Genomic DNA, 19,831 nt, shown 5'->3' with positions numbered 1-19,831 from the left:
CTATTTTACATTTTTTCGCGCTTTTTCTTGGCCTTCTTCTCTTTACCTTTCCCTTCAGCTATATCATGCGACTGTTTAAGAGCCTGAACAACGTAGTAATTAACAGTCCCGCGTGGATATTCGTAATTCTTGTTCATGATTCCCGCTTTCATGTCAGTCATCAATTCTACGGCTTCATCTACATCATCCACAGTCCAAATGTGGAATAGGCCATTTCTAACAGCATCAAGCACCTCGTCAGAGAGTACGAGATTTCTCACGTTCGCCTTTGGTATGATAACTCCTTGATTACCTGTCAGACCTTTAATTTTGCAGATTCGATAAAAGCCTTCCACCTTTTCGGTAACACCGCCGACTGGTTGAACGTGTCCATGTTGGTTTATCGAACCCGTGACCGCTATATTTTGCTTAATTGGAATTTTCGAAATAGCGGAAATAATGGCGAGTACCTCGGCAAGAGAAGCACTATCACCTTCAACGTAACCGTAGACTTGCTCAAACGAAATCGAGACTCCTATTGAAAAAGGTACTTTTCTTGCGTACTTACTTCCAAGATAACCGGTTAAAATCATTACTGCTTTGCTATGTATCTGCCCACTCAAGTCCGCTTCCCTTTGGATATCGAGAATCCCGGAACTACCAAGGTACGTCTTTGCCGTTATTCTTACAGGCAGACCGAATTCGAAATCTCCGAAGTTTATAACAGTCAAACCGTTCACCTGTCCAACAACCTTGCCCGTTACATCAACCATCAAGTCTTCCCTTCTAAACATCTCATCGTACTTTTCCACAACAAGTTTCAGTCGTTCCTCCCGCTCTTTCAAAGCACGAGAGACATCTTCGTACTCAACGTATTTTGAATTTCTCTTTACAGCAAAAAAGTTTGCCTCTTCCAAAAGGTCTATTATTGACCCGAGTTTCATCGAAAGCTTAGTCCTATCACCTGACAATCTTGTTGAGTACCAAACAATCTTCTCTATAGCGCTTCTTTTAACAGGCAATATCTCCCTTTCACGCGTATAATCCGTGATAAACGCAACCAGGTCCGAAATGTTCTCAACAGTGGTATCAAGTTCCCAATCCATTTCTACCTTTACCTTGAAAAGTTTCTCAAAATCAGGATCGTATTCGTGCAGTAGTTCGTATATCTCGGGGGTACCTACGAGTATCACTTTTACCCTCAGTGGGATAGGTTCAGTTTTCAAAGTCGCTATCGTGGAATATCCGTAGGCTGTATCGACGTTCTCGACCTCAAGCTGCTTTGAAAAGAGTATCTTTTTAAGTCTATCCCACACAAATGGGTGGATAAGCAATTCCCGTGCGTCAACGATCAAATATCCACCATTTGCTTTATGCAAAGCGCCGGGTCGAATCATATTGAAATCTGTGTACAACATTCCCTCACGTTCAATATATTCGATCTTACCGAACAGGTTGTGATAAGTCGGCGTATCTTCAAAAACCACAGGCGCGCAGTTCAAATCCGAGTTATCAACTACAAGGTTTATACTGTAAGCTCTTCTGAAATAGTACTCAAGCTCTGCCAATTTCTTCGTTGAACTCACCTTTTCGATGATATCTTCTCTGATCTTGTGAATAAATTCCCTCACATCGCTGAACGGGTACTTTTCCTCAATCACTGAGAAGAACTCCTCGGTAGCAAATAGCAAAGCGTAACGGTTCAAATCTCTTACCCGCTCTTTGTACAAATTCTCCAATTTACGCACATTCTCGGTGGCTGCCTCTATTAATAACTGAACCTTCTTTTCATTTTCTTCGAATCTCTTCTTTTCTTCTTCGCTCAATGCGGCGAACTCCTCTTCTTTCAATGGTCTTCCATCCTTTAAAGGATAATAATTCACACCTGTTTGTGTGAATTTTATCAAAAAGCCCAGTGCTTGTGCTTTTCCAACTAGATCGTTCACAACCCGTTCCTGCTCACTTTCGAATTCCTCGTCTATCTCCTTTCTGCGCGCTTTGTAATCTTCTCCTTCAAACACTTTTGAAATCTTCTCCGTTAGGTTCTCCACGAGTTTCTCCATGTCCTTTTTGAACTCAACACCTTTCCCTGCAGGTAAGAAGAGAGTATTAGCCTTCTGCGGGTCGTCGAAATCCATCACGTACGCAACATCAGAAGGTACAGGTTTCTTTTGTGCGTACTCGCTAACAAAGTGTTTGACAAAAGTTTTCCTACCGGTGCCCGGTAGTCCTACAACAAAGATGTTGTATCCCTCTTTATCCATATCCAAACCAAAACGCAGAGCCTTTATAGCGCTCTGTCGACCGATAAACGATTGAGTTTTTCTAACATCTTCCGTAGATTCAATAGGCGGAATAATTCTTTTATCTACAACAAGCTCTTCCACCCTAATCTTCTTCAAAGGCATCGATCTCCACTCCCTTCTTAGTAAAGTGGTACTTGCCCTGCGGTGTCAAGACGAAATAAGCACTGCCTGAACCGGTGAGAGCTGCAGGATTTTCGCTTCTTAGCACCTCAATCCTATCGAGTAATTCATCAGGGATGACCTTCTCAAAAATGTTGTAGGTTCCTAACTTTATCTTCTCGAAATCTCTTGTACGGTAAGCTTCGTAAAGCTCAGCAGCTTTCGAAGGTGCTTTTCCAAACCATTCCGGTTTCAATTTTGCATACGCTTCTTTTGTTGATATCGAAAAACCTGGAAAGTACACATCGACGTCGTAACCTTCCAGAGGTTCAACCTCCTTGATAACCTCACCTTTGCCTGAAACAATCGCGGTGCCGCCGTATAAGAAAAACGGAACATCGCTACCCACCGCTTTTGCCAATTCAAAGGCTTCTTGCTCAGATATCAGTCCGAACAACTTTAAAGCAACTAAAAAACCTGCAGCATTACTACTTCCGCCACCAAGTCCTGCACCGATCGGTATATTCTTTTCGAGCAAGACGTGTACATCACGGTCCCGAACTCCTACTAAACTCCAAATCTTCTCAATAATGTTGTTCTCAATATCCACATTCGATTCTATTTTCAAATCTCCATTACCTTGCCTAACTTTGACAATCATTCTATCAAAGAGGGAAATCGTCTGGAAGAGCGAATCTATTTCGTGAAAACCATCTTCTCTTTTTCTTAAAACATCCAAGCAAAGATTCAGCTTTGCGAATGTTCTAAGTACAACGCTACCACCTTTGCCCATCCTTCCATCTCCCCAACGTAATCTTGTAGTCTTTTAGAACGTAGTTCAACGAAGTTTTCCTTTTCAACAACTCCATTGTACTTCACATCTGCAATGTAAAGAACTCCCACATGGACACGGCTCACGGGATTCTCAATTTCGTTTATCAAGCCGACGTATCTCAATGATTTCAGCTCAACATCAACCTCTTCTGCCAGTTCTCGCTTCAAACCATTCTCAAAGCATTCCACAGGATCTTGCGAATCTTCGATATTCAGGTGCCCTCCGACCCCAAGAGTAATGAGATTGTGGAGCCTTTTTTCCGTCTGGTTGGCCGTTCTTCTGAAGAATATGTATTCATCACCCTCTTTTAAAACAATGTACGGAATCACTTGTCGCATTGATTCATCGTATTCCGCCTTTTCGCGCTCAACGAAGAAACCATCTTTTAGCACACTAAAGAATTCCTCTTGTGGGACCTTAACTACACCTGTTTTCCCTTTGCACAGCCGTTCAATTTCCTCTGTCTTCACAACGAGTACTTTTTCCTTCATCGCATTATTTTCACTAATGCCCATGATGATTTCTCCCCCTGTATTTTTTAGTATGGTTCAACATCCATCTCGAGCAATTGCTTTGCCACATCCTTATCGATTTTACTTGCGATAAGCCCTATCGCAGCAAATATGTAATGCTTATCTCTAAACAACCTGACTTCTTCCGGTGGTAGCAGCTCCATCGGATGAAGTTTCGAAAGATGTCTCAAACTCTCTAAAACTTCCTTTGCGTGTTTTGATCTTGATAAAAATCCCCCTGTTCCGAAGATAACTCGAACGGCAGTCAAATCCTTACCTTCGGCTATTGTCTTCCTACCAGTTGGGGTGTAGAGGTGCTTTTTGCTTCCGGCATGTCTTCTTAACCCCTGCTGGGCGCAGAATGTTGCAAGTTTGCTTATGAAATATTCGTCTCGCTCAGTTGCAGGATACGGACTGATCCTTTTGACAAGTTCGTCGTAATCTTCGAATTGCTTTCTCAGATTCTCCTCACCGATCATTTCGATAACGTTATGAGCATTAACATACAGTCCCAAATCACCCTCTACTGTTCTTTTTGCGAAAGGCTCGGGAGAGATAAGCAATTCCTGGACTTCTGGAGAACCGTCGGTAACAGAATCAACATCGGTTGTCGCCCCGCCTATGTCTATTGTCAAGCAGTCACCAAAGTGCTCGTACGCCAGTTCTGTTGTTGTCATGACTGCAGCAGGTGTTGGAATAATTTCGTAGTTGACCATGCCTTTTATTTTGTCCATACCCGGAGCCTTTATTATGTGCTCAGCGAACACTTCCTTTATCACATTCCTTGTCGGCTCGACATTTAGATAATCGATCCTTGGATAAACGTTCTCTGTTACGTAGACCCTCTTTCCAGCGTTTGTGAGGATGAACTCTACATGCTCGGCTGCGGCTACGTTTCCTGCATATACGATAGGCACATCCAGTGGCAACTTGGCAAGCATCTTTGCGTTATGGATAACCGTTTCACTTTCACCGTAGTCCACACCACCGGCAAGAAGAATCAACTTTGGTTGTATAGATTCTATCTTCTTCAAATGGAACTCATCCATCTTACCAGCCGTTACGTACTTAATAACCGCGCCAGCGCCAAGTGCTGCTTCCTTGGCAGCCCGCACCGTCATGTCGTAGACAAGGCCATGGACCGTCATCTTTAAACCACCGGCTGCACTGCTTGTTGCTGCAAATTTCTCCCAAACTACCTTCTCACCAAGCTCTTCTTCCATCTTTTTCAAGGCCAGCTCTATTCCAATTGTCACATCACCCTCATTAACCGTTGTCCAGTGCTCCGTTTGAGCAATTACTCTTGGCTTAAAACCAAAATGAAATGCCGTTAAAACAGTAGTTGTAGAACCTATTTCCGCAAAGAGTAAGTCGGTTTTCACTGATATCCCCTCCTGAATGGGTTATAACTTGTTTGGAATAATTATACTACAAAAATTTCGAACACTCTATTACCATCGACTACATAAAAAACTATTTCTGCTCCCTTACGGCTGGAAATCCTAAGCGATGCGTTTAAATCCGCAAGACTCATGACGTTTTTGAAAACTTACATCGAAAATAGAAGAAAACTGAAGAAAGAAAGAGTAAGGAAAAGGATTTGAAAAAGATGGTTATTTTTTTCTTTCTGAAAGAAATATAAGGAAGACCTATTGAATTATGTTTTCAGAGGCAAATATGATATATTTCAAAACAAGGGTGGCAACACCCAAATCACGTAGCACAAAGGGAGGCGAAAGTATGAAACGGATTCTGCTTTTAGGGATTTTTTCAGTATTACTACTTGCAGCGGTGTTAAACTTTGCAGTTGACGTTGGTGTTGTTCTTCCAACAAACGCAGAACCACGATGGGTACAAGACGAAACGAGATTCAGAGAAGCACTGAAGAACACAAAGTATTCGGTTGAGATACTCTTTAGCCAAGGTCTTCCAGCAAAAGAAAGGGAAAACGTTGAAGCTCTTATTGCAAAAGGTATTAAGGTTCTCATCATATGCCCACACGATGCGGTTGCAGCAGCTGCAGCAGCAGAAATTGCAAAGAAAGCTGGAGTTTACGTAATCTCTTACGACAGGCTTATTATGGGAACGGACGCAGTTGATTACTACGTTACATTCGACAGTGTTGAAGTGGGTCGAGCTATGGGTAGATTCCTTGTCCAGAACGTCAAGGCGGGGACGAAGGGAAATCCACTTTATCTTTATGCAGGTGCTCTTTCTGACAACAACTCATTCCTCTTCTTCCAGGGTGCATGGGAAATTCTCCAACCCAAGATCGCGGATGGTACTTTCAGGATCATAAACTCCTCCGAAGCGGTTAAACTTCAGAACAAAAAGGACCTAACAAGAGACGAAATGGCTAGAATAATCGGCCAAATAACAACAAACTGGGATTTCAACGTAGCCAAGAGAAAAGCGGAAGATGACCTTACAAAAGCAAAGGCCTCCGACAAAGGAACTGTTTATATACTCGCTCCAAACGATGGAACCGCAAGAGCAATAGCAGACGCGTTCAGAGCTGATAAAGACGTCAAAGCTTACTTTATCACAGGTCAGGATGCAGAAAAACCATCTGTTCAGTATATAATCGACGGTAAACAGTCCATGACCGTTTTTAAAGACGTCAGGCTCTTGGTTAGGGATGCCATCAATGCGGCTCAACTCTTGTTGGAAGGTAAGAAACCCGTAACAACTGCAACGTACGACAACGGTAAGAAGAAAGTACCAGCTATTCAATCAGAGATTCAAGTTGTTACAAAGGAAAACGTTAAGAAGATACTCATTGAATCTGGTTACTACTCAGAAAAAGATTTTAAGTGGTAATTGTTACAAGGAAACTTTAGTAATAGTTTGATTATATAGTAAAGCAAAACTGGGTGGTGTGAAATATCACCGCCCAGTTTTTAGAAAAGCACGCGGCGAAAGAAAGTCGTTATCACGGAGGTGATTAAATGGCAAATGAGTACATCCTTGAAATGCACGGTATAACCAAAGAATTCCCCGGTGTACGTGCACTCGACAACGTTGATTTCAAAGTAAAGCGTGGCGAGATTCACTGTTTAGTGGGTGAAAATGGTTCAGGTAAGTCCACTTTGATGAAGATATTAAGTGGTTTCTACCCTTATGGGGAATATGAAGGAACTATTGTGTTTGAAGGAAAAGAACAGAGGTTTAAAAATGTCCATGATAGTCAGAACGTCGGCATAAGCACTATTTACCAAGAACTTGCCGTTGTTCCTGAACTGACAGTGTATGAAAATATCTTCCTTGGCCACGAAATAAAGAAGGGACGTTTTATAGACTGGAATGAAACTATAGTAAAGGCAAAGGAGATCCTTAAAACATTAAGACCGGACTTAGATCCTTCTGTCAAAGTTAAGGACCTCGGTGTTGGATTACAGCAAATTGTCGAGATCGCAAAAGCGTTGAGCAAAAACGTCAAACTTCTCATCTTGGATGAGCCAACTTCATCGTTGAACGAGGATGACAGCGAAAACTTATTGAGAATCATTAGAGAACTAAAACAACGCGGGATTACATCGATACTCATATCTCACAAGTTGAAGGAAGTTATAGAAGTTGCGGATACCATTAGTATTCTACGAGATGGAAAGATGGTTGCAAGGTTGGAAGACAGATCCCAATTTACTGAAGCAAACATTGTGAGATACATGGTTGGACGAGAAATAGAGGACATCTATCCAAAAAGAAAAAAGAGAGAATTTGGTGAGAAGATATTTGAAATCAAAAATTGGAAAGCATACGATATATCTCTCAACAGATACGTTGTAAAGAACGCAAGCATGTACGTGAGAAAAGGAGAGATTGTTGGAATCGCAGGTTTAATGGGGGCTGGTCGAACTGAACTTGCACTCAGTTTATTCGGAAATCCAAAAGGATATATAGTCGAAGGTGAGATGTTCTTCGATGGGAAGAAGGTACACTTTGAGTCCCCTACTCATGCAATTAAAGAGGGGTTTGCTTACCTTTCAGAAGACAGGAAAGGAACTGGATTGATATTAGATTTTGACGTAAAGACTAATATCACTCTTGCTGGATTAAAGCAACTGAAAAAGGGATTCTTTGTAAATGAAAACGAAGAGATAGTTATCGCTGAAAATTTCAAAAATTCACTCAGGATCAAGACACCATCGATCGAACAAAAGGTCATGAATTTAAGTGGTGGGAACCAGCAAAAAGTTGCTATTGCCAAGTGGTTATTTGTAAAACCAAAACTTCTTATCCTTGATGAACCAACGCGTGGTATAGATGTAGGTGCGAAGTACGAAATCTACACACTTATGAACAGACTTGTCGAAGAAGAAGGAATGAGTATTATCATGATCTCCTCAGAATTGCCTGAAGTACTTGGAATGAGTGACAGGGTGTATGTTATGGCTGGGGGAAAGATCGTTGGAGAATTAGACAGAGATGAAGCAACTCAAGAAAAAATCATGCATATGGCCGTTGATTATTAATTTTCTCAAGGTAAAGGAACTTTTTAAAATAATAAAAGTTAAAAAAGGAGGACAGAAAGCATGAGATTTACAGAGGAACTGGTCACGCTAATCAAGAAAAACATTCGCGAATACGGTATGTATATTGCCCTCGGTGCCATAATGATAATCTTCACGATACTCACTCGCGGTTTGTTCTTTTCATCGAGAAATATTAGCAACCTTTTCAACCAGATGGGATACATCGCAGTTCTTGCAGTTGGAATGACACTTGTGATTGTTATAAGGCACATAGACCTTTCAGTTGGATTCATGGCGGGTTTTCTTGGCGCTATCGCAGCAAGAATGCTCAGAGAAGGTATGCCAGTTTTGCCAACTATTTTGATAGTAATCGCACTTGGCACTGTATTTGGCCTTGTCAACGGTTTCTGGGTAGCTAAGGTTGGGTTGCCTGCTTTCGTCGCCACTCTCGCTGGTATGTTGATATTTAGGGGTTCTTTACTCCTTTTTACCCAAAGTACGGGAACAATCATCGTATCTAACGAAGCTTTCAACGCAATAGGAAATGGGTTTATTCCTGATATATTCAAGAACGAAAATATCCACATCCTTACTCTCTTAATAGGATTTGCAATAATTGGTTTTTACATATACGGAGAGATTAAGAACAGGAATAATAAGATCAAGTACAACTTCGAAGTACTTTCACTTCGTATGTTCATTATAAAACTGTTCTTCGTAAGTTCCATAATATTCTTTGTGTTCTGGACGCTTGCAAATTACAATGGACTTTCTTGGACGTTTGTAATAACATTGCTTATAACTTACGCATACCATGTCTTGACAACAAAAACAGTTCTTGGTAGACATATTTATGCAGTTGGTGGAAATCCCGAAGCTGCTAGGTTGAGTGGTATCGATGTAGAGAAAATCACACTCTTCGTTTTCGGTTCAATGGGATTCTTAACAGCAATATCAGGAATTCTGTACACATCACGACTCCAGTCGGCAACACCAGATGCCGGTACGTTGTTTGAGCTGGATGCGATTGCGGCAGCTTACGTTGGTGGTGTTTCGGCTGCAGGTGGTGTTGGTAAAGTCATGAATTCGCTTATTGGAGCACTTGTTATGGCTTCGCTAATAAATGGAATGAATCTGCTCGGTGTGGGTATCTCTTTGCAATACATTATCAGAGGTGGGGTTCTAATAGCTGCTGTAGTTTTTGATATTAAGACAAGGAGCAAAGTAAGATAAAGTACTTTCTGAGTTTTACAATTAGCAGCTTATATCCGTTGAGGAAACAAAAATTAAAGAACATCGGGGGCGACTAAACTGAAAAAAATACTCCATACAACGATGAAAGAAAATAACTATTCTCTGATACTGCGTACGATCCATCACTATGGAACAATTGAACGCGTAAAGCTTGTTGAGTTAACCGCACTCTCACCAAGCACTGTAACACGGTGCGTTAACGAACTTATAAACGAGAATTATGTGGTCGAAATTGGTACTTTGAAGCAAGGGAAAGAGAAAAAGGTTGGGAGAAGGGCCATCTCTTTAAAAATTAACCCAAAGTCTTTTCGTGTATTACTAGTCGATGTAGGTGCGTACGTCACAAATTATGCTTTCGGTTACGCAGATGGAACTATTGAAAAGCTCGAATCTTCGGCTACACCAGACGATTTTTATGAAATCATAGCTGAAGCGGAATCTTTAATCCATTCCTACAAAGGTACAAAAGACGTGGAAGTTGTAGCTTTTTCTATTCCAGGTATGGTTGATGTTGAGAATGATACCATTCTTTTTGTTCCAACACATGGTTGGAAAAATATAAAGATTGAAATCACAGGTAAGGTGGTTTACGCAGATAACGAGGCGAATCTTGCCATGATAGCCGAAGCTTTTAAGAGAGAAGAGGTTAGAAAGTCCAAATGTTCTGTATTTGTAACCGTTCGTGAAGGTTTTGGTACAGGTTTGTGGATTAACGGCGAGATATTTCGTGGGCCTTCATTTACAGCAGGTGAATTCGGTCATACTACGATTGATTTAGAAGGTGCCGAACATTGTAAGTGCGGTAAAGATGGGTGTATAGATCCTTACATTTCCGTATCCAAAAACTTCGGCGAGTATTCGCGAAATCTTCAAAAGTTTTTCACCTCAGAAGATTGGAAAAATTCCCCAAAGGTGCTTAAATACATCGATTTACTTTCAAAAGCTTTAGCAAATGTGGTCAATTCGCTTAATCCGGAGTATCTTATTGTTGGTGGCGAACTCGCAGGTCTGAGTCAAGAGTTCTACAAATTCTTGGAAGACAAAGTAAAGTCCTATTCTCTCGAACATGCGAGTAAAATTCTTAAGATTTTGCCACCAACCTTTTCAAAAGATACGTACCTCTATGGAGCACTTTACGCAGCAATTGAAGATTATTACATACCTAAAGTAATTTCCAAAATAAAGTAAAAAAGCCCGGCCATCCCGGGCTTTTTAATTCTTACTACTTGTTTAAAAGGTTCAAAATTTCACACTCGGTGGTTCTTCCGCTCCGGGCTTTGCCTCAAAATATTGCTTTTCTTTAAATCCATATGCATTTGCGATAAGTACGTTCGGGAATCTTTTTATGAATGCGTTGTACTCTCTAACAGCCTCGTTGTAATCTTTCCTTGCAACTGCTATTCTGTTTTCCGTACCGGCAAGTTCATCCATGAGCTGGCGGAAGTTGGCATCAGCCTTCAGCGTTGGATAATTTTCAACAATGACAAGCAATCTTGAAAGTACATTGCTCAGTTCCGCATCAGCTGTTGCTTGTTCTTGCGGAGTTTGAGCACCTGCCAGTTTTGCCCTCGCGTTCGCAAGTGCTTCAAAAATCTCTTTTTCATGCGCAGCATAACCTTTCACAGTTTCTACAAGGTTGGGTATTAAATCCGCCCTTCTTTGAAGCTGGTTTTGGATCTGACTGTAAGACTCTTGTACCCTTTGTTCTAAAGAGACCATCCTGTTGTATATACCTATTGCCCAGAAAACACTTATCAATACAACGACGAGCACAACTATTAGCACTATCACCGCAGGATGTAGCTTCAAGTTGTTCACCTCCTATAATTTTCGATTACTACACTATTCTACCACAATTTCGGTATTTGTACTAACAACGCCTATGATCTCACCTTGGACATGTTCCATGACTTTCTCTAGGTGCTCTTTTGAGACAACCAAAATCATTCCGTATCCCATATTGAACGTTTTCATAGCCTCTTCAATTTCAACGTAATTTAAAACCCAACGCATGTAATCTGGCAATTTGATACTTATATGCCATCCTTTGTCCTTCAAAATTCTTTTTAACGCTCTCAATATTCCCCCACCTGTAACATGCGCAATGCCTTTTACCAATTCAAATACATTAGTAACTTCGCTGTATATCTTGGTTCCTTTCAAAAGGTCGAAATCTAAATCTTCAATTCTTATTTTTTCTTCCTTCAGTATCTTCCTTATCAGCGACCATCCGTTAGAATGAAAACCACTGGCTGACAATCCTACGATAATATCCCCGTAAGATATCGTTTCAACAGGCATCCGTCTTTGGAGCACTCCTACGCAAAAACCTGCAACATCCCAATCTTTATCGCTGTAAATGGATGGTATTTCCGCAGTTTCACCAGCAACAAGTGCCATTTCGTATTCGGTAAGTTTTTTCACCAACGCCTCTATGAATTCGTAGTGCTGTTTATCGATGTGATTCACACCCAGATAATCAACAAATGCCTTCGGGACCCCTCCAACACAAACAATGTCGTTGTAATTCATAGCAATTAGGTCTTGGGCTGCATCATCCCAACGGTTGTGTTCGATGTGTAGTAGCAGCTTAGAACCAACTCCGTCCGCTGTCAACACTATCGGTGGATTTGTGAAATTCAAGATCGTCGCGTATCCGGTTGGTTCTTTAACAGCCCATTCCGGGACCTTCACAACGTTTTTGATGTAATCAGTGAATTCATCATTCCTCAGAACATCCACGCCAGAACCTGAGTACGTATATTTCTTTTCACCATTTATACCTTTCATACTTTCACCTCCTACATAAAAATATGGTATAAATAATTTAGCTTAAAAAAATTGAGGGCAGGACAACTTATGTCACCTTGGCTTTTAAGCCATTTAAGGAGTCTGTTGCCTGCCTTTAACCATGATAAGTTGGTTGGGCTTTCAGCCCTCGTCAGCATGGAGGATTGGTTCAGTAGGCTCCCTGCCCTCATCATTCGAAAGGAGGTTCTTGTATGAATAACTTCTCCATATTCGTCGGCATCGATGTTTCCAAGGATAAGTTCAACGTCTGCGCTATCTCTAATCCCAGTTCCATCATCTTCGAATCTTCTTTCGATATGTCCCAGCAAGGCTTTTCCTCCTTCGCAAACAAACTCTCTGCCTTCCCAAAACAATCCATCATCATCGCTATGGAATCTACTGGCTGTTATCATCTCAACCTTCTGGCTTTCCTTTCTTCCAACGACTTTGCTTGCGCTGTTTTTAATCCTCTAACTGTTAAAAACTTTGCTTCTCTTCGAAAGACCAAAACCGACAAAATCGATGCTCGCATTATCGCTACTGCTTTGTTTTACCTACAACATCAAATTCCTTCTTCTGCTTTTGTCAACTCTGAGCTTCGTGATATTGTCAGAGCACGCGAAAACATTATCCACCGCATCGCAAAAGTTAAAGACAATATCGAAAAACTGCTCAACGTTCTTTTCCCTGAACTCGAAAGAGTTACCAATATCTACAGTGACACTATCCTCAATCTTCTTTCTCATTTCCCTTCTGCCAAGGCTATTCAAAAGGCTCGTAATCTGGATGTGTTCTTTTCCAAAGACCGTGGCAGAAGTACAAAACTTAATGCTCAAAAACTTAAAGAACTCGCTAATAACTCGATTGCTCAATATTGGCCGATGAAAGAAAAGATTCTTGTGCAAAATATCAAAGAACTACAATTTTTACAGCAACAGCTTGAAGAATACGACAAGATGATGAAAGAATATTGCGAATGTAGTGCGATAAACCTTGATATCGAGATACTCACGTCAATACCAGGTATTGGTGAAAACAGCGCGATGCATTTCTTGGCAGAAGTTGGAGATATCTCAAGATTTAGTACATACAAAAAACTCATTGCGTATTGTGGACTCGATCCAAGCATTGCCCAATCAGGCAAAAGCAAAGTAGAAGGACACATATCGAAAAGGGGCAATGCCCACCTAAGACGAATACTATGGCTAATGGCAGTGAGTGTAGTGATTCACAACGAATATTTCCGAACATACTATGAACGAAAAAGGCAGCAAGGTATACCGTACAAAAAAGCGATAATGTCAGTAGTACACAAGTTATTGCGAACGTTGTACGCAATGTTGAGAAAGAAAGAGAAGTTCAATATTGATTATGCTATCTCACACTCAAAACAAAAATTTAATTTTGCATAGTTGACTCACAATGTAAATAGCAGTGCGTTACAAAGCTATATCCTCTCTGTAGAACATACCTTCGAAATGGATATTATTTATGTTACCATAAGCCTTTTCTCTTGCTTTTTTCAGTTCTACATCGGTTCCAACTGAGTGGATAACTCTACCGCCAGAAACAAATAACTCGCCGTTTACTTCTTTAACGCCTGCAAAGAATATTAAACTTCCTTCGCTTTCTATACTATCAGTCGTTCCAATCGTTATCTTTTGCCCCTTCCTTGGATTTTCTGGATAACCTTCAGATGCAACGACAACATCAACTGCGTACTTTGAAGGTACGTACTCTTCAAAGTCTTTCTTGCTAAATGCTTTTAAGACGTTTTCAACAAATCTCTCTGGTTCCATAGAGACTATGACCTCTGTTTCGGGATCACCGAGTCGGACATTGTATTCAAGAACGTACGGCTCGTTTTCTACAACCATCAGCCCTATGTAAAGGAATCCCTTGTAAAAAATCCCTTCCTTTTCCAGACCGTACAATGTTTTCTCAAATATCTCTTTTATCTTTTCTTTCAGCCGTTCATCTATCTCAACTGGACCGTACGCGCCCATTCCACCTGTGTTTGGACCCTTGTTACCTGTGAATGCACGTTTGTAATCTCGGGTGAATGGCAGCAAGGCAAATTTTCGCCCACTTACGATAGCTATGGCGGAAAGTTCCCAGCCATTTAAAAACTCATCGACGACAACTGGACCACTGACATTGGGAATCAAACTTCCGTCTATTAGTTTACAACCTTTTTCTAAGGCTGTTGAAAAGTCGTCCTCTATAATCACACCTTTGCCTTGCGCAAGGCCATCTGCCTTAATCACGTAAGGTGGGGAAAAGAATTTGAGAGCATTTGCAAGCTGAACTTTGTTCTTAGCAATTTGGAATTTGGCTGTTGGGATGTTGTATTTTTCCATAAAAAGCTTAGCAAAGCATTTTGAACCTTCAAGCCGTGCACCAGCTGAGTCAGGTCCGAAGACGTTCTCTTTCCCGTCGGCTACACCTTTCACCAAAAAATCTTCTGAGCCGGGGATAACCAAGTCAAAATCGTTCAGAACAGCAGTGTTGAAAATTTCCTGCTCACTGATATTTAAATTCTCACCGATCAACTTGGTCCCCGCGTTGCCAGGGAAAAAGTAGACTTCAAAGTGCGCATTTTTAAAAGCCCAGCCAATAGCGTGCTCTCTACCACCATTTCCAAGAATCAGCACTTTCCTGATTTTTTCCATAAAATCACTCCCCAGATACCGATATCTTCAGTGTCTAAAGAGTCTTATAGGTGATTTGTAGAACGTGACGCCTTTTTCACGAGCAAAGCTTAGGACTTCCTCGTCTCGTATGGAACCAAGTGGTGCAACAACGCATTTCACACCCGCATTTATGAGGATCTCCAAGCCATCGGTAAATGGGAAGAACGCATCCGATGCTGCTATTGCATCTTTCGCATTGTTTCCTGCCAATGTTGTTGCGATCCACGCAGACCTCTTCCTTGACGGCTGCCCGCCACCAATTCCAACGGTAACTCCGTCTTTTACGATCACAATCGCATTTGACTTTACCGCTTCGACAACGATGAGAGCGAATTTCACGTCTTTAATGTCGATAGGTGTGCCAAATAACAGCTCGGGCTCACCTTCGAATCTTCTTTCAGATAAAACCAAACTACCAAATGCAACTTTTCCTGCGTATGGTGTGTATTCTTTAGGCTTTATTAACCTGACTTTTTTCTTTGATAAGAACTCCACTGCCTGTGGCTCAAATTCGGGAGCAACGATAACCTCAAGGTATGTATTTAACGCTTTTGCCATCTCCAGTGTGAACGGAAAGCTCGTTGCAAGGATGCCACCGTAACTCGATTCGCTATCTGCTTGGATTGACAATTTGATTGCTTCTATCTTTCCGTCTTCACTTTCATTTTTCAAGTACGCTACTCCACATGGTGTTTGGTGCTTTATTACAGCTGCGCCACCACCGATGGTTGTCAAGTTCCTTGCGAGTACCCAAGCAGCCTCCGCATCGAGTATGTTGTTGTAAGAAAGTTGCTTTCCTTCGTGCAATACTTCAAACTGAGGCTTTCCAAAGATGTAAACTTGCTCGTGCGAGTTCTCACCATACCTCAGCTTGATGTCAAACTTTTTCAGTTCAAGTTTCTCCACGTTTTCCGCACTCAAAAACTCCATGAACTACACCCCCCACGTGACCTTTGATGCTGTTAACTAAAAGTATTGAAAATTTCCAAAAACCGTATTATCTTCTTATTAGTGGAACACCCCCCACCATCAATTCTCACAAAAAGGAGGTACTCCACTATGCAAAATTCTGTAGTCTCTTGCCCCAAATGCGGCTCTACCAACATCTACAAAAACGGTCATGATAAGTACGGTAACCAACAATACTTTTGCAAAGACTGTAAGCGCACTTTCAGACTTGTTCATTCAAAAAAACACAAGCTCTTCTCTTTCCCTTATCCTAAATGCCCTGTCTGTGGAAAAACTATGCAAATCCACAAAATCAAAAAAGCCTTCGTTAAGTTCCGTTGCCGTTCTTGCCATACCAGAGACGAAATCCCAACTAACTTACCTCAATTTGTCCCTCTTCCTTTCGACTCTTTCAAGTTCTTCCGTTTCCCTATCTTTATTGTCCTTAAAGCCTTCGTCCTTTATTTCAAAGCTGTGTCCTTGCGTTCCATCAGAGACTCACTTAATATCAAAGTCTCTCATGTCGCTATCTACAAGTGGATCCTTAAGTTGTCTTGTTTCTTTTCCATCCTCGTTCCTGTAGATGCTTTCAAAGTCCATGGTGATGAAACTGTCGTTTTGTTTAAATCCAAAAAGTACTACGTTTGGTTCTTAGTTGAGCACGATTCGAATCTTATTGTTGCTTGGCATGTATCCAAATATCGCGATATGGGTCAAGTGAAGATATTGTTAGAGAAGTTCTTTGGTAACAACGAAAGAACAATCGAACTAATTACAGATGGACTTGGTGCGTATGGTGCAGTGAAGATACTATACAAGAATATCAATCATATTGTTGTGAGACTTGGGCAAAACAATCAATGTGAATCGAAGTTTTCCTTATTCCAAGACTTTGTACGAGCCAAGCGTGGATTTAAGAATATTGAGAATCTTCCAATGTACGTAAATAGCTTTTGTGTAGTGAGAAATCTCTTGAAACTGAACGGGAATGATATTGCGCGTGTTATGAGTGTTCTATTGTCTTCCATCACTACAAGTTAACAGGATCTGACCTTTCTGCCTTCTATCTTGTATGCTTTATAGAGCAAATTGCTTACCACTTTCCAGTAGCTTTCATGCTCAAGTTCGTGGATTTTCGATTCTAAGGTCTCTAAGTCCCAACCTTCCTCTATTTCTATAGCCTTTTGAAAGATTATCGGACCTGTATCGACACCCGCATCGACAAAATGTATCGTGATTCCTGTTACCTTGACACCGTAATCAAATGCCTGCTTTATTGCGTCTTTTCCAGGAAACGCTGGTAGCAAAGATGGGTGGATGTTAACGATCCTTGGAAAGTACTTATTTACAATGCGCTCCGGTATGATTTTCATGAAACCTGCCAAGACGATCAAATCTGGTTTCAAAGTATCGAGAACTCTCTCGAGGTCTTCATGCCAGGGTTTAGAAAGCATTTCTACTTCTATTCCTAATTTCTTAGCCCGCTCAACTGCGCCGCACGGTCTATCAACAATAAGCGCTTTCAAATTAGCCCTCAATTCACCAGAAATCGATTTTTCCGCCAAGACTTGGAAATTGCTCCCGTTTCCGGAAGCAAGAACAACGATAGTTGGTAATTCTTTACTTACGCTGGATAGTTCAGATCGAAACAGCCCATGCATACACCATGCACCCCACATTTTTCGAAAACTTCTCGGTATGCTCCAACGGACAGATAAACCAACCTGTCTGCACCGATGTATTCTTGCAAACTTTTAATATCGTTTTCGGACGCTATGAGCTCGCTTCTTCTTGAAGTGTCTATCCCGTAGTTACAAGGACCAATAACAGGTGGAGAATGGATACCTACGTAGACTTTTTTCACGCCAGCTTCCTTAACCATCTCAACTATTAGCTTCATGGTCGTTCCACGAACAATCGAGTCGTCTATCAGTATCACTTCTTTCCCTTCCAGTACGGCAGAGAGAGCGGACAATTTTTTTCGGACGATATCTTGTCTGTTCTTTGGCATAATGAAGCTTCTGCCAACGTAATGGTTCCTTATCAGTCCGTACTCTATCGGTATTCCTGACGCCTGACTGTATCCGAGTGCACCAGAAAATCCACTATCCAGTACAGGGACAACCACATCAGCTCCAAGTTTGTGTTCTTCGTACAATTTCATACCGAGTGCTTTTCTCACTTCGTGGACGTTCACACCGTAGAAATTGCTATCCGGTCGCGCAAAATAAACGAATTCAAACGAGCAGAACCTGTCGTTTCGCTTTGCGAATCTAACAACTTCTGGGGGAGTCCTATCAGTGAAGAACACGATCGTTCCGGGCTCGATTTCTACTATGTCTTCGCAACCTATAACCCTCAACGCCACATCTTCCGATGCTACAATGTATCCACTTTGGAACTTACCGTAAAAAAGTGGTCGAATACCGAAAGAGTCTCTTGCGGCAGCAAGGAAGGTGTCGTGAAGCACCACAACGGAATAGGCTGCTTTTATACGTGAAAATGCCCACTGGAGAGATTCGCGAGGATTGGTATATGGTGCTATGGAAAAATAGTGGATGATTATCTCCGTGTCAAGTGTGGTAGCAAATATACCTCCACTCCCCATTATGAACTTTCTTTTCTCGTCCGCATCGATGATGTTACCGTTGTGGGCAACGGAAATCCTTCCTTTGAGTGTGTGAGCTGTTAGTGGCTGGATCTCATCGAGTGAGCCGTAAGTGGAATAACGTACGTGACCGATTCCTTTATTTCCAGGAAGGTAGCGTTCTGGGGTTAGGACGTTTTCAACCAAACCTTCACCTTTTACCGACTTAAAACCGTTCACAACCACACCAGCAGACTGCTGTCCTCTATGCTGGAGTGTGAGCAAAACATCGTGTATGACGTTATACGCCTCGTCAACGTTCCATACTCCGGCTATGCCACACATCTTTTTCCCCCCACGTGAGACTGACTCTTCACATTCTATATTTTCCCATTTTCTGTTATTCCATTCTATTTAAAATACGCAGAGGAACCAACCGGTTCCTCTGCGCACACTTATCCCTTATTTCACATCAGGTAAGAGTATTTTTAAGATATCTTCGTTCTTTATTCTTATGTACCCTTCCTGGAGTTCTTTAAAAGCGATGCTGACAGAATAGCCATCCGGGGTCGTGACAAACGGTTTGGCAAAATCGTTTATCGCCTCTGCCCTCTTTGCAATAACTATTGGTATTGCGTACTTGTAGGGGATTTTCTCAAGCAACTTGTCGTACTGTATAACAAGTCTGCTCACTTACTGCACCTCCTCTATTAACTGTCTCACCTTTGTGGTGTTTTTAACCCTTTCGAATTTCAGTCTCTCTGCGTAAATTATCGACATCAAGTTCCTTATCGATTCTTCTAAATCTTCATTGATTAACAAGTATTCAAATTCAGGAATGAATGTGAGTTCTCTTTTTGCAGTCTCTAATCTTCTTTGTATTTTATCTTCAGTTTCTGTACCTCTTTTTTTGAGTCTCTCTCTCAAAACGTCATAGCTTGGGGGTGCGATAAAGACAAACTTGGCACCGGGGAAATTCTTCTTAACCGTCAAAGCGCCTTGGACATCTATATCAAGTATAACATCAAGACCTTTTCTTATGTTATCGTAAACCATCTCTGCTGGTGTTCCGTAGTAATTGTCGTGGACTTTTGCCCATTCGATGAATTTGTTCTCTTTTATCATTCTTTCGAATTCTTCGTGCGTAATGAAAAAATAATCAATACCATGTATCTCCCCAGGTCTTTGCTTTCGAGTTGTGCAGGAGACAGAGAATACAACTCGTTCAACTCTTTCAAGAACAGACCTGATGATGCTTGTCTTACCAACACCACTCGGCCCACTTATTACAAATAGTATACCTTCAGCATGGTCATTTTTTAAATCCAAGTCTTTCTCCTTACTCTCCATTCC

Annotated in this window: 18 protein-coding genes; 6 read left to right on the top strand and 12 right to left on the bottom strand. The window is 41.4% G+C overall.

Annotated features, from left to right (window positions below; translation table 11 throughout):
- Positions 1 to 5: 5 nt before the first annotated feature.
- From NA23_RS10055 to NA23_RS10040, 4 genes are read right to left on the bottom strand one after another with little or no spacing between them, the layout of a single operon-like run.
- Positions 6 to 2,387: an ATP-binding protein gene (locus NA23_RS10055; protein ID WP_033191657.1), complete on the bottom strand. Its 2,382-nt coding sequence runs from the start codon at positions 2,385 to 2,387 to the stop codon at positions 6 to 8.
- Positions 2,368 to 3,177, bottom strand: coding sequence for a 4-(cytidine 5'-diphospho)-2-C-methyl-D-erythritol kinase (gene ispE / locus NA23_RS10050; protein WP_033191658.1), 810 nt, complete (start codon positions 3,175 to 3,177; stop codon positions 2,368 to 2,370). Before ispE ends, NA23_RS10055 begins: the two co-directional genes overlap by 20 nt.
- Entirely contained in the window at positions 3,132 to 3,734 is a 603-nt protein-coding gene (locus tag NA23_RS10045) for an NUDIX hydrolase (protein WP_084384131.1), read from the bottom strand. The genes ispE and NA23_RS10045 overlap by 46 nt, the downstream gene beginning before the upstream one ends.
- 23 nt (positions 3,735 to 3,757) lie before the next feature.
- Positions 3,758 to 5,113 (bottom strand): GlmL-related ornithine degradation protein, encoded by a 1,356-nt coding sequence (locus NA23_RS10040; protein ID WP_033191659.1) that lies wholly within the window; start codon positions 5,111 to 5,113, stop codon positions 3,758 to 3,760.
- A gap of 358 nt (positions 5,114 to 5,471) precedes the next feature.
- On the opposite strand from NA23_RS10040, the gene NA23_RS10035 reads away from it, so the two are divergent.
- From NA23_RS10035 to NA23_RS10020, 4 genes are all read left to right on the top strand, one after another.
- Positions 5,472 to 6,551: a sugar ABC transporter substrate-binding protein gene (locus NA23_RS10035; RefSeq protein ID WP_033191660.1), complete on the top strand. Its 1,080-nt coding sequence runs from the start codon at positions 5,472 to 5,474 to the stop codon at positions 6,549 to 6,551.
- 128 nt (positions 6,552 to 6,679) lie between these two features.
- The gene (locus tag NA23_RS10030; protein WP_249477072.1) at positions 6,680 to 8,206 is read left to right on the top strand and encodes a sugar ABC transporter ATP-binding protein; all 1,527 of its coding nucleotides are present in this window, start codon (positions 6,680 to 6,682) and stop codon (positions 8,204 to 8,206) included.
- 60 nt (positions 8,207 to 8,266) lie between these two features.
- Positions 8,267 to 9,439 (top strand): sugar ABC transporter permease, encoded by a 1,173-nt coding sequence (locus tag NA23_RS10025; RefSeq protein ID WP_033191661.1) that lies wholly within the window; start codon positions 8,267 to 8,269, stop codon positions 9,437 to 9,439.
- Positions 9,440 to 9,541: 102 nt separating this feature from the next.
- The gene (locus tag NA23_RS10020) at positions 9,542 to 10,648 is read left to right on the top strand and encodes an ROK family transcriptional regulator (RefSeq protein WP_033191662.1); all 1,107 of its coding nucleotides are present in this window, start codon (positions 9,542 to 9,544) and stop codon (positions 10,646 to 10,648) included.
- Between the two features lie 51 nt (positions 10,649 to 10,699).
- Here the strand turns inward: NA23_RS10020 and NA23_RS10015 are convergent, their stop codons facing one another.
- Positions 10,700 to 11,269: a LemA family protein gene (locus tag NA23_RS10015; RefSeq protein ID WP_033191663.1), complete on the bottom strand. Its 570-nt coding sequence runs from the start codon at positions 11,267 to 11,269 to the stop codon at positions 10,700 to 10,702.
- A 33-nt stretch (positions 11,270 to 11,302) separates the two neighbouring features.
- Positions 11,303 to 12,250, bottom strand: a complete 948-nt coding sequence (locus tag NA23_RS10010; RefSeq protein WP_033191664.1) for a phosphoribosylformylglycinamidine cyclo-ligase — start codon at positions 12,248 to 12,250, stop codon at positions 11,303 to 11,305.
- A 212-nt stretch (positions 12,251 to 12,462) separates the two neighbouring features.
- Here NA23_RS10010 and NA23_RS10005 point away from each other — a divergent pair, with 212 nt between their 5' ends.
- A complete protein-coding gene (locus tag NA23_RS10005; RefSeq protein ID WP_128998116.1) occupies positions 12,463 to 13,662 on the top strand; it encodes an IS110 family RNA-guided transposase in 1,200 nt (399 codons plus the stop codon).
- A gap of 27 nt (positions 13,663 to 13,689) precedes the next feature.
- Here NA23_RS10005 and purD read toward each other — a convergent pair whose 3' ends face one another.
- Together purD and NA23_RS09995 are read right to left on the bottom strand one after the other, a co-directional pair.
- A complete protein-coding gene (gene purD / locus NA23_RS10000; RefSeq protein ID WP_033191665.1) occupies positions 13,690 to 14,922 on the bottom strand; it encodes a phosphoribosylamine--glycine ligase in 1,233 nt (410 codons plus the stop codon).
- 27 nt (positions 14,923 to 14,949) lie between these two features.
- The gene (locus tag NA23_RS09995) at positions 14,950 to 15,873 is read right to left on the bottom strand and encodes a phosphoribosylaminoimidazolecarboxamide formyltransferase (RefSeq protein ID WP_033191666.1); all 924 of its coding nucleotides are present in this window, start codon (positions 15,871 to 15,873) and stop codon (positions 14,950 to 14,952) included.
- Between the two features lie 129 nt (positions 15,874 to 16,002).
- On the opposite strand from NA23_RS09995, the gene NA23_RS09990 reads away from it, so the two are divergent.
- Entirely contained in the window at positions 16,003 to 16,932 is a 930-nt protein-coding gene (locus NA23_RS09990) for a DDE-type integrase/transposase/recombinase (RefSeq protein WP_033191667.1), read from the top strand.
- On the opposite strand, the gene purN is transcribed toward NA23_RS09990, so the two are convergent.
- The 4 genes from purN to gmk all read right to left on the bottom strand — a co-directional run bounded on the left by purN (position 16,929) and on the right by gmk (position 19,828).
- A complete protein-coding gene (purN, locus tag NA23_RS09985; protein ID WP_033191668.1) occupies positions 16,929 to 17,552 on the bottom strand; it encodes a phosphoribosylglycinamide formyltransferase in 624 nt (207 codons plus the stop codon). The genes NA23_RS09990 and purN overlap by 4 nt on opposite strands.
- Positions 17,516 to 18,823 carry an amidophosphoribosyltransferase gene (gene purF / locus NA23_RS09980; protein WP_033191669.1) on the bottom strand — a complete coding sequence of 436 codons (1,308 nt, stop codon included), beginning with the start codon at positions 18,821 to 18,823 and terminating at the stop codon, positions 17,516 to 17,518. Before purF ends, purN begins: the two co-directional genes overlap by 37 nt.
- A 117-nt stretch (positions 18,824 to 18,940) precedes the next feature.
- Positions 18,941 to 19,171 (bottom strand): DNA-directed RNA polymerase subunit omega, encoded by a 231-nt coding sequence (locus NA23_RS09975; protein WP_033191670.1) that lies wholly within the window; start codon positions 19,169 to 19,171, stop codon positions 18,941 to 18,943.
- Positions 19,172 to 19,828, bottom strand: a complete 657-nt coding sequence (gmk, locus tag NA23_RS09970; protein WP_052107139.1) for a guanylate kinase — start codon at positions 19,826 to 19,828, stop codon at positions 19,172 to 19,174. It abuts the gene before it with no gap.
- Between the last annotated feature and the right edge of the window lie 3 nt (positions 19,829 to 19,831).

This window comes from Fervidobacterium islandicum (assembly GCF_000767275.3).
Taxonomy (GTDB): domain Bacteria; phylum Thermotogota; class Thermotogae; order Thermotogales; family Fervidobacteriaceae; genus Fervidobacterium; species Fervidobacterium islandicum.
This window is presented reverse-complemented; position numbering and strand designations above follow the sequence as displayed.